The sequence below is a fragment of the Bradyrhizobium sp. G127 genome (assembly GCF_021502575.1).
Taxonomy (GTDB): domain Bacteria; phylum Pseudomonadota; class Alphaproteobacteria; order Rhizobiales; family Xanthobacteraceae; genus Afipia.
In genome coordinates this window covers 312,097-336,110 of record NZ_JAKFGN010000002.1, presented here as the reverse complement: position 1 = coordinate 336,110, position 24,014 = coordinate 312,097, and the positions used below count along the sequence as shown (strand labels likewise).

General features: G+C 62.9%; 20 protein-coding genes. 15 read left to right on the top strand and 5 right to left on the bottom strand.

What is annotated here, in order from left to right; genetic code table 11:
• Positions 1 to 65: 65 nt before the first annotated feature.
• From tsf to lpxB, 13 genes are all read left to right on the top strand, one after another.
• Positions 66 to 989, top strand: coding sequence for a translation elongation factor Ts (gene tsf / locus LVY71_RS13510; protein ID WP_235100393.1), 924 nt, complete (start codon positions 66 to 68; stop codon positions 987 to 989).
• A 93-nt stretch (positions 990 to 1,082) separates the two neighbouring features.
• On the top strand, positions 1,083 to 1,799 hold the full coding sequence (gene pyrH / locus LVY71_RS13505; protein WP_235100392.1) for a UMP kinase: 717 nt from the start codon (positions 1,083 to 1,085) through the stop codon (positions 1,797 to 1,799).
• Between the two features lie 105 nt (positions 1,800 to 1,904).
• Complete coding sequence (frr, locus tag LVY71_RS13500; RefSeq protein ID WP_235100391.1) at positions 1,905 to 2,468, top strand: ribosome recycling factor; 564 nt, start codon at positions 1,905 to 1,907, stop codon at positions 2,466 to 2,468.
• 11 nt (positions 2,469 to 2,479) lie between these two features.
• Positions 2,480 to 3,238 carry an isoprenyl transferase gene (locus LVY71_RS13495; protein WP_235100390.1) on the top strand — a complete coding sequence of 253 codons (759 nt, stop codon included), beginning with the start codon at positions 2,480 to 2,482 and terminating at the stop codon, positions 3,236 to 3,238.
• Entirely contained in the window at positions 3,235 to 4,092 is an 858-nt protein-coding gene (locus LVY71_RS13490; protein ID WP_235100389.1) for a phosphatidate cytidylyltransferase, read from the top strand. Before LVY71_RS13495 ends, LVY71_RS13490 begins: the two co-directional genes overlap by 4 nt.
• A 4-nt stretch (positions 4,093 to 4,096) precedes the next feature.
• Positions 4,097 to 5,320, top strand: a complete 1,224-nt coding sequence (dxr, locus tag LVY71_RS13485; RefSeq protein ID WP_235100388.1) for a 1-deoxy-D-xylulose-5-phosphate reductoisomerase — start codon at positions 4,097 to 4,099, stop codon at positions 5,318 to 5,320.
• Positions 5,321 to 5,367: 47 nt separating this feature from the next.
• The gene (gene rseP, locus LVY71_RS13480) at positions 5,368 to 6,516 is read left to right on the top strand and encodes an RIP metalloprotease RseP (RefSeq protein ID WP_235100387.1); all 1,149 of its coding nucleotides are present in this window, start codon (positions 5,368 to 5,370) and stop codon (positions 6,514 to 6,516) included.
• Positions 6,517 to 6,688: 172 nt separating this feature from the next.
• Positions 6,689 to 9,184: an outer membrane protein assembly factor BamA gene (bamA, locus tag LVY71_RS13475; RefSeq protein ID WP_235100386.1), complete on the top strand. Its 2,496-nt coding sequence runs from the start codon at positions 6,689 to 6,691 to the stop codon at positions 9,182 to 9,184.
• A gap of 144 nt (positions 9,185 to 9,328) precedes the next feature.
• Positions 9,329 to 10,414, top strand: a complete 1,086-nt coding sequence (gene lpxD / locus LVY71_RS13470; protein WP_235100385.1) for a UDP-3-O-(3-hydroxymyristoyl)glucosamine N-acyltransferase — start codon at positions 9,329 to 9,331, stop codon at positions 10,412 to 10,414.
• Positions 10,411 to 10,872 (top strand): 3-hydroxyacyl-ACP dehydratase FabZ, encoded by a 462-nt coding sequence (gene fabZ, locus LVY71_RS13465; protein ID WP_235100384.1) that lies wholly within the window; start codon positions 10,411 to 10,413, stop codon positions 10,870 to 10,872. The genes lpxD and fabZ overlap by 4 nt, the downstream gene beginning before the upstream one ends.
• A 156-nt stretch (positions 10,873 to 11,028) precedes the next feature.
• Positions 11,029 to 11,859, top strand: a complete 831-nt coding sequence (gene lpxA, locus LVY71_RS13460) for an acyl-ACP--UDP-N-acetylglucosamine O-acyltransferase (protein ID WP_235100383.1) — start codon at positions 11,029 to 11,031, stop codon at positions 11,857 to 11,859.
• Entirely contained in the window at positions 11,856 to 12,710 is an 855-nt protein-coding gene (locus LVY71_RS13455; RefSeq protein WP_235100382.1) for an LpxI family protein, read from the top strand. Before lpxA ends, LVY71_RS13455 begins: the two co-directional genes overlap by 4 nt.
• Positions 12,707 to 13,876 (top strand): lipid-A-disaccharide synthase, encoded by a 1,170-nt coding sequence (lpxB, locus tag LVY71_RS13450; protein WP_235100381.1) that lies wholly within the window; start codon positions 12,707 to 12,709, stop codon positions 13,874 to 13,876. The genes LVY71_RS13455 and lpxB overlap by 4 nt, the downstream gene beginning before the upstream one ends.
• Positions 13,877 to 13,961: 85 nt before the next feature.
• Here lpxB and gltA read toward each other — a convergent pair whose 3' ends face one another.
• Together gltA and gltX are read right to left on the bottom strand one after the other, a co-directional pair.
• Complete coding sequence (gene gltA, locus LVY71_RS13445; RefSeq protein WP_235100380.1) at positions 13,962 to 15,266, bottom strand: citrate synthase; 1,305 nt, start codon at positions 15,264 to 15,266, stop codon at positions 13,962 to 13,964.
• A gap of 173 nt (positions 15,267 to 15,439) precedes the next feature.
• Positions 15,440 to 16,864 (bottom strand): glutamate--tRNA ligase, encoded by a 1,425-nt coding sequence (gene gltX / locus LVY71_RS13440; RefSeq protein WP_235100379.1) that lies wholly within the window; start codon positions 16,862 to 16,864, stop codon positions 15,440 to 15,442.
• Positions 16,865 to 17,260: 396 nt separating this feature from the next.
• Here gltX and LVY71_RS13435 point away from each other — a divergent pair, with 396 nt between their 5' ends.
• Entirely contained in the window at positions 17,261 to 18,934 is a 1,674-nt protein-coding gene (locus tag LVY71_RS13435) for a glutamine--tRNA ligase/YqeY domain fusion protein (RefSeq protein WP_235100378.1), read from the top strand.
• Positions 18,935 to 19,161: 227 nt separating this feature from the next.
• The gene (locus LVY71_RS13430) at positions 19,162 to 21,441 is read left to right on the top strand and encodes a ComEC/Rec2 family competence protein (RefSeq protein ID WP_235100377.1); all 2,280 of its coding nucleotides are present in this window, start codon (positions 19,162 to 19,164) and stop codon (positions 21,439 to 21,441) included.
• A 14-nt stretch (positions 21,442 to 21,455) separates the two neighbouring features.
• Here the strand turns inward: LVY71_RS13430 and lexA are convergent, their stop codons facing one another.
• The 3 genes from lexA to moaC form a co-directional block, all read right to left on the bottom strand.
• Positions 21,456 to 22,163 carry a transcriptional repressor LexA gene (gene lexA, locus LVY71_RS13425; RefSeq protein ID WP_235100376.1) on the bottom strand — a complete coding sequence of 236 codons (708 nt, stop codon included), beginning with the start codon at positions 22,161 to 22,163 and terminating at the stop codon, positions 21,456 to 21,458.
• A gap of 192 nt (positions 22,164 to 22,355) precedes the next feature.
• A complete protein-coding gene (locus tag LVY71_RS13420) occupies positions 22,356 to 23,564 on the bottom strand; it encodes a molybdopterin molybdotransferase MoeA (RefSeq protein ID WP_235100375.1) in 1,209 nt (402 codons plus the stop codon).
• A gap of 10 nt (positions 23,565 to 23,574) precedes the next feature.
• Positions 23,575 to 24,012, bottom strand: a complete 438-nt coding sequence (moaC, locus tag LVY71_RS13415) for a cyclic pyranopterin monophosphate synthase MoaC (protein WP_235101494.1) — start codon at positions 24,010 to 24,012, stop codon at positions 23,575 to 23,577.
• Positions 24,013 to 24,014 lie beyond the last annotated feature (2 nt).

The window sequence follows — 24,014 nt, the reverse complement described above, 5'->3', positions numbered from 1 at the left end:
CGTCGAACCCGGCTTGTCAGCATACGCTGCGCCGCGCGGCCCGCAGAGGCAAAGGACATTCCACAATGGCAACGATCACAGCAGCAATGGTCAAGGATCTGCGCGAGAAGACCGGCGTAGGCATGATGGATTGCAAGCAGGCGCTCAACGAAACCAGCGGCGACATGGAAGCCGCCATCGACTGGCTGCGCAAGAAGGGTCTCTCGAAGGCCGCCAAGAAGGCCGGCCGCGTTGCGGCTGAAGGTCTGATCGCAGCGATCACCGCGGGCACCAAGGGTGTCGTTGTCGAGGTCAACTCCGAGACCGATTTCGTTGCGCGCAACGAACAGTTCCAGGGCCTGGTCAAGATGGTCGGCCAGGTCGCTCTGAAGACCGGCACCGATATCGAGAAGATCAAGGCCGCCAAAGTCGGCGACATCACTGTCGAGCGAGCCATCGCCGACGCGATCGCCACCATCGGCGAGAACATGACGTTGCGCCGTGCGGCGGACCTGTCCGTGAGCGACGGTGTCATCGCAAGCTACATTCATAACGCGGTGTTCGACGGCCTCGGCAAGATGGGTGTGCTCGTCGCGCTGGAATCGACTGGTGCGAAGGATGAACTCGCGACCCTCGGCCGCCAGATCGCCATGCATGTCGCCGCCGCCAATCCGCAGGCGCTCGATGCCGCAAGCCTCGATCCCGAGGTCGTGCGCCGCGAGAAGGACGTCATGGCCGACAAGTACCGTCAGCAGGGCAAGCCGGACGCGATGATCGCCAAGATCGTCGAATCGGGCCTCAAGACCTACTACAAGGAAGTTACCCTGCTGGAGCAGGCCTTCATTCACGACAACGCCAAGAGCGTGGCGCAGGCCGTGAAGGAAGCTGAGGGCAAGGTCGGGGCGCCTATCAAGGTTACCGGGTTTGTGCGCTATGCTCTGGGCGAGGGAATCGAGAAGCAGGAATCCGATTTCGCCGCTGAAGTCGCCGCCGCTGCCGGGCAGGGGTAACGAGCATCTGCGCGCGCCGGTCGAGGTTCTGAGCGCATTCAGCAAAGCCGTTTTGCTCGGGAATGCGCTCAATTCGAAAGAGTGAGCGATCGCATGGGTGAACCGGCTTATCGACGTGTCGTGATCAAGGTCTCCGGCGAGTATCTCGCCGGCGATCAGCCCTTCGGCATTCACCAGCCCACCATCGATCGCATCGCCAGCGACCTCATCGAGGCCCGCAAACTCGGCGTCGAAGTCGCTGTCGTCGTCGGCGGCGGCAATATCTTTCGCGGCGTCGAGGTCTCCTCGCGCGGTGTGTCCCGCACCACCGGCGACACCATGGGTATGCTCGCCACCATCATGAACTGCCTCGCGCTGGAATCGGCGCTGGAACGCAAGGGCCAGCCGGCGCGGGCGCTGACGGCCTTCGTCATGCCGCAGATCTGCGAACTGTTCACCCGCGGCGCGGCTCACAAATATCTCGCCGAGGGGCGCATCGTGTTGCTCGCCGGGGGCACGGGCAATCCATACTTCACCACCGACACCACGGCTGTGCTGCGCGCGGCCGAGATCGGGGCGCAGGCGGTGCTCAAGGCCACCAACGTGGATGGCGTCTACAGCGCCGATCCGAAAAAGGACAAGTCCGCCAAGCGGTTTGAGCGGCTGACCCATTCGCAGGCTGTTGAAGGTGGCTATAAGGTGATGGATGCCACGGCCTTCGCGCTTGCCCGCGAGACCTCGTTGCCTATCATCGTGTTCTCGATCGCCGAGGCAGGGTCGATCGGCGCCATTCTGAGCGGCAAAGGCAAGGGAACGATCGTCTCCGGCTAAAAGCACGGATTTCATCGGGCGAAATTGAAAAAATCGCGCCGAAACAATAAGATAAAGATGCGCCTGATGCTTCGGGCCGCATCGGACCTGAAGGAGTAGCATCACATGGCCGCCGGGAATTTCGACATCAACGACCTCAAGCGCCGGATGGAAGGGGCGATCAACGCGCTCAAGCACGAACTGGGCGGATTGCGCACCGGCCGTGCTGCGATCTCGATGGTCGAACCGGTGCAGGTCGAAGCCTATGGCAGCCATATGCCGCTCAACCAGGTCGCCACCGTGAGCGTGCCCGAGCCGCGCCTGCTGTCGGTGCAGGTCTGGGACAAATCGATGGTGAAGGCGGTCGAAACCGCGATCGTCAATTCCAACCTCGGCCTCAGCCCGGCGACCGAAGGCCAGGTCATCCGCCTGCGGATTCCCGAACTCAACGAGGAGCGCCGCAAGGAACTGGTGAAGGTGGCGCACAAATACGCCGAAGCCGCGCGCGTCGCGGTCCGCCATGTTCGCCGCGACGGACTCGATGTTCTGAAAAAAGCCGAGAAGGATCACCAGCTTTCGGAGGACGACGAGAAGCGTCTTTCGGGTGATGTGCAGAAGGCCACGGACGCGGCGATTGCCGACGTCGACAAGCTGCTTGCGACCAAGGAAAAAGAAATTCTCACCGTTTAAGAGAACACGCGATGTCGAACGGCGCCATGCCAAAGCCTGAGGTCTCGGATCGTGCCGACGCGCCTCGGCATGTCGCGATCATCATGGACGGCAATGGACGCTGGGCGGCGGCGAGGGGACTGCCGCGCGCGGAAGGTCATCGCCGTGGCGTCGAGGCGCTGCGCAAGGTGGTCCGCGCGTCGCATGAACTCGGAATTTCCTATCTCACGATCTTCTCCTTCAGTTCGGAGAACTGGTCACGCCCTGCCAGCGAGATCGGCGATCTGTTTGGGCTGCTGCGGCGTTTCATCCGCAACGATCTTGCCTCGCTGCATGCCGATGGCGTGCGGGTCCGCGTGATTGGCGAGCGCGGGGGCCTGGAATCCGACATCTGCGCATTGCTGACCGAAGCCGAGGAACTGACGCGGAACAACACGCGGCTCACGCTCGTCGTCGCATTCAACTACGGTTCGCGGCAGGAAATCGCCAACGCGGCCCAGCGGCTCGCGCGCGAAGTCGCCGAGGGCAAGCGCGATCCCGCCACCATCACGCCCGAAACGCTGGGCCAGTATCTTGACGCACCGGACATTCCGGACCCCGATCTCATTATCCGCACCAGCGGCGAGCAGCGCCTGTCGAACTTCCTGATGTGGCAAGCCGCCTATAGCGAACTGGTGTTCGTTCCGATCCATTGGCCGGACTTCGACAAGGCCGCGCTTGAAAGCGCGATTGCCGAATACGCGACCCGCGAACGCCGCTTCGGCGGTCTGGTCGCGAAAAACGCGTCGTGAGCGGCGTGCCGCCGGAGACCTCCCCACAGACTCCCGAAACCGGCGCCGGCGCGAGCAATCTTTTCCTGCGCGTTGTGGCGGCGATGGTGCTGGCGCCGCTGACCATTGGCATCGCGTGGATTGGCGGTTGGCCATGGATCTGTCTCGTGACGGCGGCGGGCGCGCTGCTTTACGCCGAATGGCTGATGATCGTCGGCGCCTCGCGCAATCGCTTCCTCGTGGCCGCGGGTGTGTCGGCGCTGGTGATTGCCGGACTGCCGATGGTGGCCGGGCGAACAGATGTTGCCGTTGCAATTCTCGTCGCGGGAACAGCAGTCGTTGCGATCTTCGCCTCAAAGCAGCGATTGTGGGTTGCGGGTGGGATGGTCTATGCGGCAGCGGCCGTCATTGCTTCCATTCTCGTCCGGCTCGATGCGGAGGCGGGGTTTCTCGCGCTGATGTTCGTGCTGCTGGTCGTCTGGGTGACCGACATCGGTGGCTACTTTGCGGGTCGCGGCATCGGCGGACCGAAACTCTGGCCGCGCGTCAGCCCGAAAAAGACATGGGCCGGCGCGATCGGCGGACTGGTGCTCAGTCTTGCGGTCGCGGCGGCGTTCGCTCTGCTCGGTTATGGCAGAATGCTGCCGCTGTTGCTGCTCGGCACGATGTTGTCGGTGGTGTCGCAACTCGGCGATCTGTTCGAGTCTGCGATCAAGCGCCAGTTCGGCGTCAAGGATTCGAGCCACATCATTCCCGGCCACGGCGGACTGATGGATAGGCTCGACGGTTTCGTTGCGGCGATTGTCTTCGCCGCGTTTATCGGGTTCCTGCGTGGCGGCCTTGATGGCGTCGGCCGCGGTTTCATGGTTTGGTGATACGATGAGTGCAGTTCCGTTGCGTAACAACAAGGCTTCGGCGACCGCCGTGCGCGGCATCAGCGTTCTCGGCGCGACCGGATCAATCGGCGACAGCACGATGGATCTGCTGCGAGCCTCGCCGGAGCGCTATCGCGTCGAGTCGTTGACCGCCAATACCAATGTCGCGGGACTTGCGAAACTCGCCAAGGAATTTAACGCGCGGTTCGCAGCCGTGGCCGATGCGTCGCTGCTCGGTGAGTTGCGCTCGGCGCTGGCGGGTACCGGCATTGCCTGCGGCGCCGGTGAAAGCGCCATCATCGAAGCCGCCGAGCGGCCGGCGGACTGGCTGATGGCGGCGGTGAGCGGCGCGGCGGGATTGAAGCCTGCGCTTGCGGCGGTTGATCGCGGCACCACCATCGCGCTGGCGAACAAGGAATGCCTGGTTTGTGCCGGCGATTTCTTCATGCAGCGCGCCGCGAAGGCCGGGGCCTGCATCCTGCCGGCGGATTCCGAGCACAATGCGCTGTTCCAGGCGCTGGGATCCGGCAACCGCGAGGAACTGACCCGCGTCATCATCACCGCATCGGGCGGACCGTTCCGCACCTGGGCTGCGGCCGACATCGAACAGGCGACACTGGCGCAGGCGCTGAAGCATCCGAACTGGAGCATGGGGCAGAAGATCACCATTGATTCCGCATCGATGATGAACAAGGGCCTCGAAGTGATCGAAGCCTCGTATCTGTTTGCGCTGTCGCCGGACGAAATCGACGTGCTGGTGCATCCGCAGTCCATCGTTCACGGTATGGTCGAGTTTACCGACCGCTCGGTGATGGCGCAGTTGGGATCGCCCGACATGCGCACGCCGATTGCGCATTGCCTCGGATGGCCGGATCGCATTGTCGGCCCTGCGGCCAAGCTCGATCTCGCCAAAATTGGCCAACTGACGTTCGAGGCTCCTGATTACGACCGGTTCCCGGGACTGAAACTCGCATACGACGCGCTGCGGACCGGCGACGGCGCAACGACTGTCTATAACGCGGCCAACGAGATCGCGGTCGCGGCCTTCATCGCGCAGAAGATCAGGTTCGGTGCCATTGCGCGACTGGTCGAAGCCACCATGAATGCGTTCGTTCGCGGTGGAAATCTGGCGCCTTTGAGTTCCGCGGACGACGCGCTCGCTGTTGACTATAACGCGCGAAAAATAGCGGCCACCCTCTTGCCTCAAATTGCCTTAAAGGCATCCTAGAGCGTTGGGGAACGGGGCCGGGCGGCCCAGCGGTGAGGGATTGGGTTGTGGATTTTTTTCTGAATGGTTTCAATACGTTGAGTCATGGCCTGATCGGCTACATCATCCCCTTTCTGTTTGTTCTCACCATCGTCGTTTTCTTCCATGAACTCGGCCATTTTCTCGTCGCCCGCTGGGCCGGGGTGAAGGTGCTGACGTTCTCGCTCGGCTTCGGGCCGGAACTGTTCGGCTTCAACGACCGCCACGGGACGCGCTGGAAGGTGTCGGCAATTCCGCTCGGCGGTTACGTCAAGTTCTTCGGGGATGAGTCCGAAGCCAGCACCCCGTCGTCGGATGCGCTTCGCACGATGACGGAAGAGGAACGCAAGGTCTCCTTCCATGGCAAGAAGGTCGGTCCGCGCGCGGCTATCGTGGCGGCCGGGCCGATTGCGAACTTCTTGCTCGCGATCGTCATCTTCGCGGCTCTGTTCACGTTCTTTGGCAAGCCGAGCCAGACCGCGCGCGTCGATTCCGTGCAGGAGAACAGCGCCGCCGCAACTGCCGGCTTCAAACCCGGGGACATCGTCACTGCCATCGACGGCAGCGCGATCGAAAGTTTCACCGAGATGCAGCGGATCGTGAGCACCAAAGCGGGGACGCCGCTGGTCTTCACCGTGAAGCGCGGCGATACCGTCGTCACCCTGAACGGCACGCCGCAACTGCGCGAAATCAAGGACAGCTTCGGCAATGCCCATCGGGTTGGTGTGCTTGGAATCACCCGGGCCACCGGGCCGGGTGATACCGTCACCCAACCAGTGAATCCCGCGACCGCTGTTTGGCTGGGCGTGAAGGAAACCTGGTTCGTCGTTGACCGCACCGTCGCTTATATCGGCGGAATTTTCACGGGCCGCGAGAATGCCGACCAGGTCGGCGGTCCAATCCGGATCGCCCAGATCTCAGGCCAGGTCGCCACCATCGGCCTTTCGGCATTGATTCACCTTGCCGCGGTACTGTCGGTCTCGATCGGGCTGCTCAACCTGTTTCCGGTGCCGCTGCTCGATGGCGGACACCTTTTGTTCTATGCCGTTGAAGCGATCCGCGGGAAGCCGTTATCCGAACGTTCCCAGGAGCTCGGCTTCCGGGTCGGGCTGGCTCTGGTGCTAATGCTGATGCTGTTTGCGACCTACAACGACATCCTGCATCTGGCGGCTTCCTGATTGCGGCTTTTTTGCAGGCGTTGCCTATCAGCAACGTCTTGTTGGGAAATTGGAATTGCGTGGCGAAAGGACGTTTGCCCACTGGGTAAAATTGGCTACAAGCAGTGCAACATTTGGGGAATCTCCCGGCCCGGAAACGGATCGGCTTTGGAATGACAAGGGCGCCTGGCGCATGATGGTTGGAATGCGAGTGCTACGGGGTGGCTTGGCCGCCGCCCTGATCATGGTTGCTTTGCCGATCGCCGCGGTGGCGACGGTGTCGCTCGTGTCGTCTCAGGCCTCTGCCCAGACTACAGCCTCCATCGGCGTTGAAGGCAATCGCCGGATTGAAGCCGATACCATCCGTTCGTATTTCAAGCCCGGCCCCAATGGCCGTCTGGACAGCGCCCGCATCGATGACGGCCTCAAGGCTCTGATCGAGACCGGCTTGTTCCAGGACGTGAAGATCAACAACGCCGGCGGCCGTCTGGTCGTGGTCGTGGTTGAAAACCCGGTCATCGGACGCGTTGCCTTCGAAGGCAACAAGAAGGTGAAGGACGAGCAGCTTCAGGTTGAAGTGCAGTCCAAGGCGCGTGGGACGCTGTCGCGCGCGATGGTTCAGTCCGACACCGCGCGCATTACCGAAATCTATCGCCGCAACGGCCGCTACGACGTGAAGGTCGAGCCCAAGATCATCGAGCAGCCGAATAATCGCGTCGATCTGGTCTTCGAGGTCACCGAAGGATCGAAGACCACCGTCAAGTCCATCGAGTTTGTCGGCAATCAGGCCTTTTCGTCCTATCGGCTGAGGGATCAGATCAAGACCCGCGAAAGCAACTTCCTGAGCTTTCTCGCCTCCAACGATACCTACGATCCGGACCGCATCGAAGCCGATCGCGACGTTCTGCGCCGCTACTATCTCAAGAACGGCTACGCCGACGTTCAGATCGTCGCCGCGCTGACGGAATACGATCCGGCGCGCGGCGGTTTCCTCGTGACCTTCAAGATCGAGGAAGGCCAGCAGTATCGCGTCGGTTCGGTTGAATTTCAGTCGAGCATTGCGACGCTCGATGCGAACTCCTTCCGTCCTCTTTCCCGCGTGGGCGTCGGTTCGGTCTATAACGCCGAAGCCGTGGAAAAGTCGGTCGAGGAAATGTCGATCGAGGCCTCGCGCCGCGGTTACGCATTCGCGACGGTGAAGCCGCGCGGCGACCGCAACTTCGAGGCGCATACCGTTTCGATCGTGTTCGCCATCGAAGAGGGACCGCGCACCTACATCGAGCGAATCAACGTTCGCGGCAATACGCGAACCCGCGACTACGTCATCCGCCGTGAGTTCGATATTTCGGAAGGCGACGCGTACAACCGCGCGCTGGTCGATCGCGCCGAGCGCCGCCTCAAGAACCTGGACTACTTCAAGAGCGTGAAGATCGTACCCGAGCCGGGATCGTCATCCGATCGCGTCGTGCTGAACGTCGATCTTGAAGAGAAATCGACCGGCGACTTCTCTGTGTCTGGCGGCTATTCGACGGCTGATGGCTTCCTCGGCGAAGTCAGTGTCTCGGAGCGCAACCTCCTGGGCCGTGGTCTGTATGCGAAGGCGTCTGTGCAGTACGGAGAGCGCACGCAGGGCTATTCGCTGTCGTTCGTGGAGCCGTATCTGCTCGGCTACCGTGTCGCGCTGGGGCTCGATTTCTATCAGCGCAAACAGCTCGCTTCGAGCTATGTATCATATGATTCGAAGACGATGGGCTTCAGTCCGCGACTCGGCTTCCAGTTGCGCGAGGACTTGAACCTGCAGGTGCGCTACTCGATCTCGCAGCAGGAAATCACGCTGCCATCGTATCTGACGAACTGTAATAACAACATCAGCAATACTAACTTGCCGTTCAATCCAACGCCGGCATATGTTGCTGCCAACCCGGCTGATCCTAATGTGATTGCTGGAGGTTTTAGCCCACTAATTGGTGGTGTGAATTGCTACAGCGATGGCGAAGCTTCGGTTGCTGTGAAGGAAGGGCTTGCCAGTGGCCCGGTCATCACGTCCGCAGTGGGATATTCGTTGGCTTACAACACGCTCGACAACAACAAGGACCCAACCAGCGGTATTCTCGCGACCCTTAACCAGGATTTCGCTGGCGTCGGCGGTGACGTGAGCTACCTCAAGACAACCGGCGACGTGAAGCTCTATACGCCGGTCGTGTCCGACATCATCGGTGTCCTTCGGTTGCAGGGTGGCGTACTGACCGACACCGGCAAGGGCATCCGCATGCTGGATCACTTCCAGATGGGGCCGAACTTGGTCCGCGGTTTCGCGCCGGTCGGCATCGGCCCGCGTGACATCACGCCCGGCACCTATAACGACGCGCTCGGCGGCACGAAGTACTGGGGCGCATCGGCGGAGTTGCAGATGCCGTTCTGGTTCCTGCCCAAGGAAGTCGGCCTGAAGGGTGCAGTCTATGCCGATGCCGGTTCATTGTTTGGCTATGAGGGGCCGACATGCCGTGCAGCGACTGCGGAGTGTCTGACGGTCGGTGCCGACAACGGCCTCATCCGGACCTCGGTGGGCATGGGCCTGATCTGGCAGTCACCGTTCGGTCCGCTGCGCTTCGACTACGCGATCCCGCTGACCAAGAGCGCAAATGATCGCACGCAGGAATTCCGGTTCGGCGGCGGTACTTCATTCTGAGTTCGGGCCGAACTCGCATTTCGCACAGGCGGATACCGGACACGCGTCCGGTATCCGCTCGTTCTTTTAGTTGCAGGCATTTTCCCTCAACGCGCCCATGTTCGAGTCGCGGGAAAGTGCATTTCCCTGACCGCGGCGGGTGGAATGGCGCAGCCGACATTCTTTAAGCGGCCCTCGCCGGTGACGCTGGCGGATCTGGCCACGCTGACCGGGGCCCAGCTTGCGGACTCATCCTGTGCGGATCGGGTCATTGCAGGCACCGCGGCGCTCGATCGTGCGGGGCCGGGCCATCTGACCTTCTGCGAAAACAAGAAATACGCGGCGCAGCTCGAACAGACGCATGCGGGCGCCTGTCTGGTGAACGAGCGGCTGGAGGGGAGCGTTCCTTCCCATGTCGCCGTTCTCCGCGTCGCGGAGCCGTACCGTGCGTTCGTGATCGCGATGCGCATGCTGTATCCCGACACGCTGCGACCGACCTCATGGTTCGATAATAGCGGCGTCGCCGCCGCCGCCGTGGTGCATCCTTCCGCTCACCTCGAGGACGGTGTGGTGGTCGATCCGCTGGCGGTGGTCGGGCCCGATGTCGAAATAGGGTCCGGAACCGTGATCGGATCGGGCGCGGTGATAGGGGCAGGGGTCCGGATCGGCCGCGACTGCAATATCGGGGCGAATGCGTCGGTACTCTGCGCGCTGATCGGCAACGACGTCATCATCCATCCGGGCTGCCGGATCGGCCAGGACGGCTTCGGCTACATGATGGGGGCGAAGGGGCACCTGAAGGTACCGCAGGCCGGCCGGGTCATCATTCAGAACGGGGTCGAGATCGGCGCCGGCTGCACCATCGACCGCGGCGCGCTTAACGATACCGTCATCGGCGAGGGCAGCAAGATCGACAACCTGGTCCAGATCGGCCACAACGTCGTCATCGGCCGGAATTGTGTCGTGGTCAGCCAGAGCGGAATCGCGGGCAGTTCCACCCTGGGTGACGGTGTCGTCCTTGCCGCGCGGATCGGCGTCAGCGATCATGCGACGATCGGCGAGGGCGCGCAGATCGCGGCGCGCAGCAGCATCGTGGGCGAGGTGCCGGCGGGTGCGCGTTGGGGCGGTTCGCCGGCCAAGCCTATCAAGCAGTTCTTTCGCGAGCTGTTCGAAGTCGAACGTCTCGGCCGCGAAGGCAGCGCAAGACTCAAATCGAAGCCGTCCGGTTCGGGCGACGAGGAAAAGACATGACGGACGAGCAGGCCCCAATCACCATCGAGGCCGTGGACATCGGGCAGATCCTGAAGACCCTGCCGCATCGCTATCCCATGCTCCTGATCGACCGGGTGATCGACATCCGGAAGGATTTTAGCGGCATCGGCATCAAGAATGTCTCGGCCAACGAACCTCAATTCCAGGGACACTTTCCCAATCGTCCGATCTATCCCGGCGTGCTGATGATCGAGGGCATGGCGCAGACCGCCGGCGTGATCGGCATGCTGTCGACCGAAACCGACCGGCCGACTGCGGTGTATTTCCTGACCATCGACAAATGCAAATTCCGCAAGCCGACCGGGCCGGGGGATATCATTCATTATCACATGAAGCTGGTAACGCGCCGGCGCGACATGTGGTGGTTTCACGGTGACGCCAAGGTCAACGGTGAAATCGTCGCCCAGGCCGACGTCGGCGCGATGCTGGCCGACTGACCGGCTGGCGCTGCGCACGTCATCATACGTAACAATTCATGACCACATTTGTGCCGCCAATCCCCTAAGGGGTGGGTGGGGTTGAGTTATAAAATCGTCATGTCATTCGCGGGAGCAAATTTTCTGCTGTGCGAAGTCACTGACACGAGGGGCTTAATGGGCAAGATTGATCCAACCGCGCGAATTGAGGACGGAGCCGTGATCGGCGATGACGCCTCGATCGGGCCTTACTGCATCGTGGGACCACATGTGAAGATCGGCCCGGGCTGCACGCTGCACGCTCATGTCAATGTCACGGGTCACACCACCCTCGGGGGCGGCTGCACGGTATTTCCTTTCGCGTCACTCGGAACAGCACCGCAGGATCTCGGCTACCGTGACGAACCGACAACGCTGGAGATCGGTGAAAACTGTGTTATCCGCGAAAGCGTGACCATGAACGTCGGCACCGTCAAAGGCGGCGGCAAGACCCGCGTCGGCAACAACGGTTTCTTCATGGCCTATTCCCATATCGGCCACGACTGCATCGTCGGGAACAAGGTGATCTTCGCCAACAGCGCGACGCTGGGCGGTCACTGCGAGATCGGCGATTTCGTCTATTTCGGCGGGCTGTCCGCGGCCCATCAGTTCGTGCGCATCGGACATCAGGCGATGATCGGCGGTGTGTCGGGGCTGCGGCACGACATCATTCCATATGGTCTTGCCAGCGGCCAGTTTGCGCATCTTGAGGGTTTGAACGTCGTCGGCATGCGCCGCCGCGGCTTCACCCATCAGCGCCTGCAGGTGGTGCGCGATTTCTATCAGCAGCTGTTTCACGGCGGTGGAATCTTTGCCGAGCGGCTTGAGGCGCTGCGTCCGATGGCCGGCGCGGATCCTGCGATCAGCGAAATCCTCGCCTTTATCGACAATGGCGACAAACGTCCGATTTGCATGGCGCACAACAATCCCAACAAATCGACCGAGCGCGCCCACCTCGAACACCGATGACCCTCTCTCCCGCAATATCCTCCACGGTCGGCATCATCGCGGGAAGCGGTGTATTGCCGTTCTCGGTCGCGGAGTCTTTGCGCGGACGCGGGATCGCGCCAGTCCTGTTTGCCATCAGGGGCTTCTGCGATCCGGTTCAGGTCGCGAAGTTTTCTCATCACTGGGTCGCGCTCGGGCAGGTCGGTCGGCTGACGCGCCTGCTGCGCGCCGAAGGCTGCCGCGACATCGTTTTCATCGGCGGGCTGGTGCGGCCCGCACTCTCCGAGATTCGCCTTGATTGGGGCACCTTGCGCGCAATCCCCGCGATTGCCGCCGCGCTGCGCGGCGGTGACGATCATTTGCTGTCGGGCGTGAGCCGTATTTTCGAGCGATACGGTTTTCGCGTTGTCAGCATCTCCGATGTCGCCCCCGAATTGCTGATGCCGGAAGGCAGCATCACGCGCCTGACCCCTGATGTCGATGCTCTGTCCGACATCGCCAAGGGATGCGACCTGATGCGGGCTATCGGTCCGTTCGACATCGGGCAGGCGGTGGTCGTTATCGACGGTCATGTGGTGGCGGTCGAGGACATCGAGGGCACCGACGGGCTTCTGGCGCGGGTCGCGCGGCTGCGTCAGGAAAAGCGAATTCGCGCCAGGTCCGGGCGTGGCGTGCTGGTGAAGATGCCCAAGACCACCCAGGATTTGCGGTTCGATCTGCCGACGCTCGGTCCGAAGACCGTCGAGGGTCTTGTTGTCGCGGGGCTTGCGGGTATCGCCATCGTTGCCGGCCAATCCCTCGTCGCAGAGGCGGATGTGATGATTGCGAAAGCCGATCAGGCCGGACTGTTCGTTACGGGACTGCCGCAGTGAGCGCGCGCGACACCGGTGCGCCCCGGACGATATTCCTGATTGCCGCGGAGGAATCCGGAGACCGGCTGGGCGCGGGGCTGATGACCGCCTTGCGCGAACGGCTCGGACCTTCTGTGAAACTGGTCGGCATCGGCGGCCGTCACATGGCAGAGCAGGGACTCGCGTCGCTGGTTTCGATCGACGAATTGTCGATCATCGGCTTCATGGCGATCCCAAAGAAACTGCCGATGATCCTGCGGCGCATTCGCGAAGCAGCGGATGCGGTGCTGAACGAACGTCCCGACGTTCTTGTCATCATCGATAGCCCGGATTTCACCCATCGCGTGGCGCGGCGCGTGCGGGCTCGCGATCCGTCGATCCCTATCGTCAATTATGTCTCGCCGACGGTGTGGGTCTGGCGCGGCGGCCGCGCGAAAAAAATGCGCGCCTATATCGACCGGGTTTTGGCGGTGCTGCCGTTCGAGCCCGAGGTCCATCGCCGGCTCAGCGGGCCGCCCTGTATCTATGTCGGTCATCCTCTGCTGGAAGACCTCGATGCCCTCCGGCCGAATGTCCAGGAGCTGGCGCGCAGGACCGCCGCGCCGCCGCTGCTTCTGGTGCTGCCCGGAAGCCGCCGCAGCGAGATCAAGCGCAACATGGCGATCTTCGGCAACACGCTACGTCTGTTGCGGGACCAGGGCGTCACATTCGAGCCCGTCCTGCCGACAGTGCCTGATCTCTTGGAGAGCGTCCGGGCGGCTGCGGAAGGCTGGCCCGTCCAACCCAGGATCGTCGTCAGTGACAGCGACAAGAGGGCCGCCTTCCGGACGGCGCGCGCGGCTCTCGCAAAATCCGGAACGGTGACGCTAGAACTGGCGCTCGCCGGCGTGCCGATGGTGACGGCCTATCGCGTCACGGAAATCGAGGCTTTCGTTGCGCGGCGCGTGATCCAGACCCCGTCGATTATTCTCACCAATCTTATCCTCGGCGAGAATGTCGTGCCGGAGTTCCTGCAACAGGATTTCACGGCCGAGAAACTTGCGCCCGCGTTACGCGATATTCTCAGCGATACGCCGGCGCGACAGCGGCAGGTGGATGCTTTCGCTCGTCTCGAAGGGATTATGTCGACCGGCGGAAGGAAGCCCAGCGAACTGGCCGCCGATGAAATCATAGCGACGCTGCGCTGACTCGTCTGGCGAGGCCGGTTTCCATTGCCAAAAGAAAAGGCCGGAGCATCGCACCGGCCTTTCCGTGTCGTGAACGGGGTCGCGCTTACTTGCGCTTGTCGATGCCGACGTAGTCGCGCGAAGTCGCGCCCGAATAGAGCTGGCGTGGACGACCGATCTTCTGCTGCGGGTCCTGGATCATCTCGCTCCATTGGCTGATCCAGCCAACGGTGCGCGCGACCGCGAACAGCACAGTGAACATCGAAGTGGGGAAGCCCATCGCCTTCAGCGTAATGCCCGAATAGAAATCGACGTTCGGGTACAGCTTGCGGTCGATGAAGTACGGATCGCTCAGCGCGATCTTCTCGAGCTCTAGTGCGATCGGCAGCAGCGGGTCATTGGCGTGGCCGGTTTCCTTCAGCACCTTGTGGCACATCTGCTGCATGATCTTGGCGCGCGGATCATAGTTCTTGTAGACGCGGTGGCCGAAGCCCATCAGGCGGACGTTGCTGTTCTTGTCCTTCACCTTGGCGATGAATTCCGGAATCTTGTCGACGCTGCCGATCTCGGCCAGCATCTGCAACGCGGCTTCATTCGCGCCGCCGTGCGCGGGCCCCCACAGGCAGGCAATGCCGGCGGCGATACAGGCGAACGGATTGGCGCCCGACGAGCCGGCGATGCGCACTGTCGAGGTCGATGCGTTCTGTTCGTGGTCCGCATGCAGGATGAAGATCTTGTCCAGCGCTTCGGCCAGCACCGGATTGATCTTGTACTCCTCGCAGGGCACCGCGAAGCACATGTTGAGGAAGTTGGCTGCAAAGCCGAGCGAGTTCTTTGGATACACGAACGGCTGGCCGACATTGTATTTGAAGGCCATCGCGGCCAGCGTCGGGATCTTTGCGATCATGCGCATGGAGGCGATCATGCGCTGCGTCGGATCGGAGATGTCGGTGGAGTCGTTGTAGAACGCGGCCAAGGCACCGACCGATGCGACCATGACGGCCATCGGATGCGCGTCGCGACGGAAGCCCTGGAAGAAGCGGGCCATCTGTTCGTGAACCATCGTGTGGCGGGTCACACGATCGTCGAAATCTGCTTTCTGAGCGGCGGTGGGAAGCTCACCGTAAAGCAGCAGATAGCAGGTCTCGAGGAAGTCGCCTTTCTCGGCGAGCTGTTCGATCGGATAGCCACGATAGAGAAGAATACCAGCGTCGCCGTCGATGTAGGTGATCTTGGAATCGCAACTGCCGGTGGAGGTAAAGCCGGGGTCGTAGGTGAACATCCCGGTCTGGGCATACAGCTTGCTGATGTCGATGACGTCCGGCCCGACGGTGCCGCTCAGGACCGGGAAATCGACGGTCTTCCCTTCGACCGTCAGCGTTGCTTTTTTGGTGTTTGTCTTTGCATCCATCGTGAAGTCCCCGGTGAGTGTTGCGCAGGGCAAGAAGCGATGCTTACAGCGGTCATATAGCGATGTAAGCGTTTTGTTCCAGAAGCGTGGCTCAAATGGGTAGCTTATTGCTGTGTGCGCTGCAAGATAGGCGGTCTCAACCCAAAGTTGGGGCTGCCCTGCATTGGCGTTGATTATCCCGAGGCCTGATCTTGCAGGCGTTCCAGACAGGTTTGCCGCCCCAGTACGGCCAGAACGTCGAAGATGCCGGGCGAGGTGGTCCGGCCGGTCAACGCGACGCGTAACGGCTGCGCAATCGCCCCGAGTTTGAGGTTATTCTGCTCCGCGAAACTCCGCATTGCTGCTTCCGTGGTGGCCGCCGCCCAGGGCGTGACCGTTTCAAGCGCGGTGCGGAGCTTTCCGATCAGTTGCCGCGTTTCCGGCGTCAGGACTGCAGCCGCCTTCGGCTCAAGGGGAAGCGGCCGTTCGGCGAAAATAAACTGCGCGCTGTCGATCAGTTCGATCAGCGTTTTGGCACGTTCTTTCAGTCCCGGCATCGCGGCCAGCAGTTGGGCGCGGGTGGTGTCGTTCAGCTTGGCGCGAAGGTCCGCGCCGCCCGGAACGAATTGCAGCACATCCTCGAAACTTGCCAGCAACGCCTTGTCGTCGGCGTTGCGGATGTAATGGCCGTTGAGGTTTTCGAGTTTGGCGAAATCGAAGCGCGCGGCCGAGCGCCCGACCGCGGGCAGGTCGAATTCCTTAATCATCTCCTCGGTCGAGAAGATCTCCTGATCGCCATGGCTCCAGCCGAGCCTCACGAGATAGTTACGCAGCGCGGCCGGCAGGTAGCCCATGGCGCGGTAGGCGTCGACACCGAGGGCGCCGTGGCGCTTGGACAGTTTCGATCCGTCCGGTCCGTGGATCAACGGAATGTGAGACATGACCGGCACGTCCCAGCCCAGCGCATCGTAAATATGTTTCTGACGCGCGGCGTTGATGAGGTGGTCGTCGCCGCGGATGATGTGGGTGATGTCCATGTCGTGATCGTCCACCACTACGGCGAGCATGTAGGTCGGATTTCCGTCGGATCGCAGCAGCACCAGATCGTCGAAATTCTCGTTCTGCCAGACCACGCGGCCCTGCACCTGATCCTCGATCACGGTCTCGCCGGTTTGCGGCGCGCGGAGCCGGATCACCGGCTTGACGCCGGGCGGGGCTTCCGAGGGATCGCGGTCGCGCCAGCGGCCGTCGTAGCGCATGGCGCGGCCCTCGGCTTTGGCCGTTTCACGCATCTGGGTCAGTTCTTCTGCCGATGCGTAGCAGTAATAGGCCTTGCCGGCAGCGAGGAGCTGCTCGGCGACTTCCCGGTGCCTTGCGGCGCGGGTGAACTGGTAGACGGTCTCGCCATCCCATTCGATGCCGAGCCATTGCAGGCCATCGAGAATGGCCGCGATAGCCGCGTCGGTTGAGCGTTCGCGGTCGGTGTCCTCGATCCGCAGCAACATCCGGCCGCCGCGCCCGCGGGCATAGAGCCAGTTGAATAGGGCGGTGCGCGCTCCACCGATATGGAGGAAGCCGGTCGGAGAGGGCGCAAAGCGGGTGACGACGGGTTTGGTCATGGTGGCGGTCAATGGTCCCGGGATTGTTACCGGCGGGCGTGTATCACACCGTCCGCGGGCTGTCTCAGAGCGAATTGAGAAGGGTTATCGCCGGCCTTACGGGGTGGGGAACCGGTGTGCCCGGCCGAGGTGCCGGAAGGGCATTTTATCCGGGATCGGGACGTGGCCGGGAGGGTCCACGGCACTTGGCGCGGCCCCCCGGATTTGGCACATAGGCCCCAATGTCCTGAATCCGAAGTTCGCCTCTTTTCCCAGCCTGTTTCGTAGCGAATTTCGGATTCTAAAGGACACTGGAAGTTGTGATTCCAGTGTGGCGTCAGTTCGCAAGTTCGCAAAGGAACGTGCGGCCGAATGGTGCGGACTTGCGAACTGCCACGCTGGCTTGAAAGGGTCAAAATGAACGACGAATCGGTATCGGATGCAGGCGGCGATTTCATCCGCGATATTGTCACCGCGGATCTAGCGTCCGGAAAGCACAAGAGCGTGGTGACGCGCTTTCCGCCGGAGCCTAACGGATACCTGCATCTTGGCCACGCCAAGTCGATCTGCCTGAACTTCGGCATTGCTGAGGAATTCGGCGGGCATTGCAGTCTGCGTTTCGACGACACAAATCCGACCAAGGAAGAACAGGAATATATCGACGCCATCGAGCGCGATGTGCGCTGGCTCGGTTATGACTGGGGATCGCATCTTCACTTCGCCTCGGATTATTTCGAGCAGCTTTACGTCTGGGCGCAGCATCTGATCCGGGCCGGCAAGGCCTATATCGATGACCAGACGCAGGAGGAAATTCGCCTCACGCGCGGCACGTTGACCGAGCCGGGACAGAACAGCCCGTTCCGCGAACGTAGCGTCGATGAAAATCTCGACCTGTTCACGCGGATGCGCGCGGGCGAGTATCCGAACGGCGCGCGCGTGCTGCGCGCCAAGATCGACATGACCTCGGGCAACATCAACCTGCGCGATCCGGTGCTCTACCGTATTCTCCATGCGCACCATCCGCGCACCGGCGACAAGTGGTGCATTTATCCGAGCTACGATTTCGCGCACGGCCAATCCGACGCCATCGAGCACGTCACCCACTCGATCTGTACGCTGGAATTCGCCGATCACCGCCCGCTCTACGACTGGTGCATCGAGAACCTGCCGGTGCCGTCGCGGCCCCGCCAGTATGAATTCGCGCGGCTCAACGTCACCCACACGCTGCTCTCCAAACGCGTGCTCACCGAACTGGTGCGCGGCGGTCACGTCTCCGGCTGGGACGATCCGCGCATGCCGACGCTTGCGGGCTTGCAGCGGCGCGGCGTGCCGGCCGAAGCGCTGCGCGAATTCGTCAAGCGGATCGGCGTCGCAAAGTCGAACAGCACCGTGGATATCGGCATGTTCGATTTCGTGGTCCGCGAGACGCTGAACAAGACCGCGCCGCGCCGCATGGCGGTGCTGCGTCCGCTCAAGGTGGTGATCGAGAATTATCCCGAAGGACAGATCGAGCAGCTCGACGCCGTCAACCATCCCGAAATGCCGTCGCTCGGCACGCGGCAGATTCCATTTGGCCGCGAGCTCTACATCGAGCACGACGATTTCATGGAAAATCCGCCGAAGAAGTTCTTCCGTCTTGCACCGGGCAGGGAAGTGCGGCTGCGCTACGGCTATTTCATCACCTGCCGCGACGTCATCAAGAGCGCAGCGGGCGACGTGGTCGAACTGCGTTGCACCTACGATCCCGAAACGCGGGGCGGCAACGCGCCCGATGGCCGCAAGGTTAAGGGCACGATCCACTGGGTCAGCGCCGCGCACGGCGTGCCGGCGGAAGTGAGGATCTACAATCTGCTGTTCACGGCGCCGCAGCCCGATGCCACCAATTTCGCGGAGCAGGTCAATCCGGCATCGCTCGAAGTGGTCAATGCCATCGTCGAGCCTGCGCTGACCGGCGCGGATGAAGCTGGCGCGATGCAGTTCGAGCGGCAGGGGTACTTCTGCCGCGACAGGGACTCCACGCCGGGCAAGCTGGTGTTCAACCGCACCGTTGGCCTGCGCGATACGTGGGCCAAGGTCGCGTCAGAAGGCTGAGACCAGCTCAAATGCCGCCAATGCATTTTGGCGCTTCGCCAGAGTTCGTCATGGCCGGGACAGGCCCGGCCATGAAGGGCAGAGAGCCGTTCTCTCATCAAGCGTGGCGTTGCAGGTTCGGGCAATCGCCTGAAGATATAGCCGCGCATTCTGCATCCGTTCCGCTGTTCCGGCTGGCGGCTCGTCAGTAGCATCCCGTCACTGCAACGCGCGGACGGGGCGGCGCGATGGCCAGTCGGGACAGCGATCGGCGGCGGACGCACGGCCAGGTCAGCACCTGGCCGCCGCGCGATGCGGCGCGTGCCGGAGCGGCCGCCGACAGCGGCATCGGCGTTTGGTCGTCGTGGATCGAAGCTCTCAAAAGCTGGCTGCGCGCGGAAGCGGGGCCGGGCCGTTTGCTGCCATGGGTGCCGGTCGCATTCGGCACCGGCATCGCCTTGTATTTCGCGGCGGAGCGCGAGCCGGTGGCGTCTGTTGCTGCAGCGACTGCGGCAGCGCTCTGTATCGCCGCCTTCCTGGCGCGGCAGCATCCGGTCTTTCCGTTTGTTGTGATGCTGGCTGCGTTGTCGGCGGGCTTCGCCACGGCTGCGCTGAAGACCGCGCGGGTCGCCCATGGTGTGCTGGCGCGGCCGATGTTCTCCGTTGCCATGAAGGGGTTTGTCGAAACCCATGACGAGCGCGAACGCACCGACCGCTTCGTGTTGCGCGTGGAGGAGATGGAATCTCCGCGCAGTGAGGTGAAACTCGAGCGCGTGCGGCTCTCGGTCAAAAAGGGCACCGCACCGGCGGTCGGCAGTTTCGTAGAACTGAAAGCGCGATTGCAGCCGCCGCTGTCGCCGCTGCGGCCGGGCAGCTACGACTTTGGCCGCGATATGTACTTTCAGGGCATCGGCGCATCGGGCTTCGCGATGGGCACGATCAGGATGATCGAAGCGCCGCGCCCCGGAGGCGCGTATCTGCGTTATGCTGCGACGATGCAGAACATGCGCGACGCGATCGACGCGCGCATCCGCAGCGTGCTGAGCGGCGATTCGCGCGCCATCGCCACCGCGCTTTTGACCGGCCGCCGCGACGCGATTTCCGCGCCGGTCAACGACGCCATGTTCATCTCTGGATTGGGCCATGTGCTGTCGATCTCCGGCTATCACATGGCCGTGGTGGCGGGCGTGGTGTTCTTCGCGGTGCGGGCGTTGCTCGCGCTGTTTCCCGCGCTGACCGTGACGTTCCCGATCAAGAAGTGGTCGGCGGCAGCGGCCTTCCTCGCAGCCGCATTCTATCTGCTGCTGTCAGGGGCGGAGGTTGCGACCCAGCGCTCGTTTTTCATGACGGCGGTGGTGCTGATCGCGGTGATGGTGGATCGCCGTGCCATCACGTTCCGCACCCTCGCGGTGGCGGCGATGATCGTTCTTATCATCGCGCCGGAGGCGCTGGTGCATCCGAGTTTCCAGATGTCGTTCGCCGCCACGCTCGGGCTTGTGGCGCTGGTGCAACTCGGCATGCCGAACCTGTTCGCGTCGCCGGACAATTCTCAGGTGGCGCGCGCGGCATTGTGGGGCGGGCGGGAAATTACCATGCTGGCGCTGGCGTCGCTGGTCGCTGGCCTTGCGACCATGCCTTACGCGGCGTTTCATTTTCATCGCGTGACGCCTTACGGCGTGGTGGCCAATCTCGCCGCGATGCCGGTGGTGTCGGTGCTGGTGATGCCCGCAGGTTTGCTGGGGCTGCTGGCCATGCCGTTCGGCTTCGATGGCGTGTTCTGGCGGCTGATGGATCTCGGCATCGGCTGGATGGTTGCGGTGTCGCAATGGGTCGCGGCGTTGCCGGGCGCGATCGGGCGGCTGGCGGCATTCGGCGCCGGTCCGCTGGCGGCGATGAGCATGGGCATCATTGTCTTGGGCCTGTTGCGTACGCCGCTGCGCTGGGCCGGAGCAGGGCTCGTTGCGCTGGCAGCGCTGTGGGCGCTCACCACGCCGCAGCCGGACATTCTGGTGGCGGGCGACGGACAAACCGTCGGCGTGCGCGCCAAGGACGGCAGGCTGCGGCTGATGCGCACGGCGAAAGATACGTTTCTGTCGCGGGAATGGCTTGCGGCCGATGCCGATGCACGCAACGCCGCCGATCCGTCGCTGACGGAAGGCGTGTCATGCGACGGTTCAGGTTGCGTGGTGCAGGCCGCTGACGGCGCGATCATTGCGTTGACGCTGAAACCGGAGGCTTTCTCGGACGATTGCACACGCGCCGCTATGATCGTGACGTTGCGGCAGCCGCCAACCGATTGCGCCGCTCTGGTGTTGGATCAGGAAATGCTGAAGCGACGAGGACCGCTCGCCCTGCGCAAGATGGCTGAGGGCTACGCAATCACGGCGATCCGGCCCCGCGGCGTCGATCGTCCGTGGTCACCAGCCATTGCAGAGGACGACGCGGCTGTGCCTGTCGCTCGGCCCGGCCGTCCCGCGCAGTCGGTCGATGCGACGCCTGCGGAAAGCGACCTGCAGCCGGACGATTGATCCAGCGATCCGTCTCAGTACTTGCGGACGAGTCCGACCAGCTTGCCCTGAATCCGTACGCGGTTGGGCGGCAGGATGCGGACTTCATAGGCCGAGTTAGCGGGCTCGAGCGCGATGGATGCGCCGCGCCGCCGGAAGCGCTTCAGGGTGGCTTCTTCCTCATCGATCAGCGCCACCACGATGTCGCCGGTGTCAGCGCTCTCGTTGCGTTGAATCAGCACGGTGTCGCCGTCGAGGATGCCGGCCTCCATCATCGAGTCGCCGCGCACTTCGAGCGCGTAATGCTCGCCGGAGCCGAGCATGTCGGGCGGCACGCTGATGTTGTGGCTGCGGGTTTGCAGCGCCTCGATCGGTGTACCCGCCGCGATCCGCCCCATCATCGGCACCGAGACCGGAAAGCTCGCATCCTCGTCAGGACCGGCAGACGGATTGGAGCGGACCTTGCCGAGATTGCCTTCGATGACGCTCGGGGTGAAGCCGCGGCGTGCACCGCCGGGATTGACGCCCAGTTCAGGGAGCTTGATGACTTCGATGGCGCGGGCGCGGTTGGCCAGCCTGCGGATGAAGCCGCGCTCCTCGAGCGCAGTAATCAGCCGGTGAATACCGGACTTGGAGCGCAGATCCAGCGCATCCTTCATCTCGTCGAACGAGGGCGGAACGCCAGCTTCCTTCAGCCGCTCGTTGATGAAGCGAAGAAGCTCGTACTGTTTGCGTGTCAGCATCTGAAAAGGTCCCTGGTCCCGCGACTCTTGAAGTTTCGAGCTGCCGGTATCGCGCCTCTCTGGGCCCATTTTGAAGGGTGATCAGGAGTTGCGAGTCAGTCGAAACAAAGCATGAACGAACACTATCTGTTCCATATGTGTTCCGCAACCCCTTAATTTCAGGTCAACGGCGCGCGACGGAATGCAGATGGTTCAGCGCGGCAGCCGCAGGATCGTGCAGGGGGAGCCGGCTGGGGCGGCGGGCGCGAAAGGGGGCCGGACAATCAGCACGTTGGCCGCCGCCAGATTGGCCACCAGGGAGCTGTCCTGCGCGCCCACCGAGGATGCCACCGGCAGGCCGTCCGGGCCGGGTGCGGCTCGCGCGCGCAGATAATCCTGACGTTTGTCGTTGGCCGGCAGGTCGTGTCCGAGCACGGCACGCTCGGCCACGTGATCGATCTGCGTGCGTCCCGACAGCGCGCGGATCAGCGGCACCAGAAACACGAAGGCGCAGATGTAGGACGACACCGGATTGCCGGGCAGGCCGAGCACCCGCATCGACTTCAGCCGTCCGTGCATCATCGGCTTGCCGGGGCGCAGCGCGATCTTCCAGAATGCGATGTCGACGCCTTCGGCCCTCAGCGCCTCCTGAACATAATCGTGATCGCCCACCGACGCGCCGCCGGTGGTGACGAGCACATCGACGCCGAGATCGCGCGCGCGTCGGATGCTGCTGGACGTCGCCTCAAGCGTGTCGCGCGCGACGCCGAGATCGATCGGCTCCGCGCCCTCGCTGCGGACCAGCGCGGTCAGCGCGAAGACATTGCTGGAAATGATCTGGCCGGGGCCGGGCGTTGCGCCCGGCGCCACCAGTTCGTCGCCGGTGGCCAGGATCGCTACACGCGGGCGGCGGTGCACCGGGAGCCGCGGATGGTTCATTCCGGCCGCCAGCGCGACGGAGCGGTCGGACAGCAGGGTGCCGCGTGGCAGAAGCATGTCGCCCTCGCGGAAGTCGATGCCCGCCGCGCGGACATTCCTGCCTGCCGCGATGGCTGCGTTGACGATCACGAAGTCGCCGTCGCGGGTGGCGTCTTCCTGAATGACAACGGTATCCGCACCGTCGGGCATGACACCGCCGGTGAAGATGCGCGCCGCCTGTCCGGCGTGAACCGTCTCGTTGAAAGGCCGGCCCGCAGCGACTTCGCCGATCACCTTCAATCGTGCGCCGGGCACCGCATCTGCTGCGTGCACCGCATAACCGTCCATCGCCGACATGGCGGCGGGCGGCTGCGTGCGGAGCGCGGCGATGTCGCGCGACAGTGTGCGGTGGAAGGCGTCGGTGAGCGCGGCCGTCTCTTCGGGCAGTGCCTTGACGTCCTTGAGAATGGCGGCATAGGCCTCGGCGACCGGCATCAGCGCCATGGTGAAATCCTCAGTAGTCCGCCAGATAGTGACCGGACTTTCCGCCCTTCTTCTCGACCAGACGGACGCCTTCGATGTGAATGCCGCGCTCGACGGCTTTCACCATGTCGTAGATGGTGAGACATGCCACCGACACCGCGGTCAGCGCCTCCATCTCGACGCCGGTCGGCCCCTTGACCTTCACGGTTGCGCGGACGCGGCAGCCGGGCAGCTTGGTGTCCGGCGTGATGTCGAGCGTGACTTTCGACAGTGCCAGCGGATGACACAGCGGAATGAGGTCGGAGGTGCGCTTGGCCGCCATGATGCCGGCGACACGCGCAGTGCCGAGCACGTCGCCCTTGGCGGCATTGCCCTTGACGATGAGATCGAGAGTCTTGCGGGTCATGACGACATGGCCCTCGGCTACTGCCACCCGCTCGGTATCCGGCTTGGCGGAAACGTCCACCATGC

Bases quoted from the DNA above. Each gene is read 5' to 3' on its own strand.
- lexA (WP_235100376.1), bottom strand. From the start codon at position 22,163: ATGCTGACACGCAAACAGTACGAGCTTCTTCGCTTCATCAACGAGCGG.
- LVY71_RS13455 (WP_235100382.1), top strand. From the start codon at position 11,856: ATGACCCTCTCTCCCGCAATATCCTCCACGGTCGGCATCATCGCGGGA.
- pyrH (WP_235100392.1), top strand. From the start codon at position 1,083: ATGGGTGAACCGGCTTATCGACGTGTCGTGATCAAGGTCTCCGGCGAG.
- lpxD (WP_235100385.1), top strand. From the start codon at position 9,329: ATGGCGCAGCCGACATTCTTTAAGCGGCCCTCGCCGGTGACGCTGGCG.
- LVY71_RS13430 (WP_235100377.1), top strand. From the start codon at position 19,162: ATGGCCAGTCGGGACAGCGATCGGCGGCGGACGCACGGCCAGGTCAGC.
- gltA (WP_235100380.1), bottom strand. From the start codon at position 15,266: ATGGATGCAAAGACAAACACCAAAAAAGCAACGCTGACGGTCGAAGGG.
- tsf (WP_235100393.1), top strand. From the start codon at position 66: ATGGCAACGATCACAGCAGCAATGGTCAAGGATCTGCGCGAGAAGACC.
- gltX (WP_235100379.1), bottom strand. From the start codon at position 16,864: ATGACCAAACCCGTCGTCACCCGCTTTGCGCCCTCTCCGACCGGCTTC.
- fabZ (WP_235100384.1), top strand. From the start codon at position 10,411: ATGACGGACGAGCAGGCCCCAATCACCATCGAGGCCGTGGACATCGGG.
- LVY71_RS13420 (WP_235100375.1), bottom strand. From the start codon at position 23,564: ATGGCGCTGATGCCGGTCGCCGAGGCCTATGCCGCCATTCTCAAGGAC.
- LVY71_RS13435 (WP_235100378.1), top strand. From the start codon at position 17,261: ATGAACGACGAATCGGTATCGGATGCAGGCGGCGATTTCATCCGCGAT.
- lpxA (WP_235100383.1), top strand. From the start codon at position 11,029: ATGGGCAAGATTGATCCAACCGCGCGAATTGAGGACGGAGCCGTGATC.
- LVY71_RS13495 (WP_235100390.1), top strand. From the start codon at position 2,480: ATGTCGAACGGCGCCATGCCAAAGCCTGAGGTCTCGGATCGTGCCGAC.
- frr (WP_235100391.1), top strand. From the start codon at position 1,905: ATGGCCGCCGGGAATTTCGACATCAACGACCTCAAGCGCCGGATGGAA.
- moaC (WP_235101494.1), bottom strand. From the start codon at position 24,012: ATGGTGGACGTTTCCGCCAAGCCGGATACCGAGCGGGTGGCAGTAGCC.
- dxr (WP_235100388.1), top strand. From the start codon at position 4,097: ATGAGTGCAGTTCCGTTGCGTAACAACAAGGCTTCGGCGACCGCCGTG.
- bamA (WP_235100386.1), top strand. From the start codon at position 6,689: ATGATGGTTGGAATGCGAGTGCTACGGGGTGGCTTGGCCGCCGCCCTG.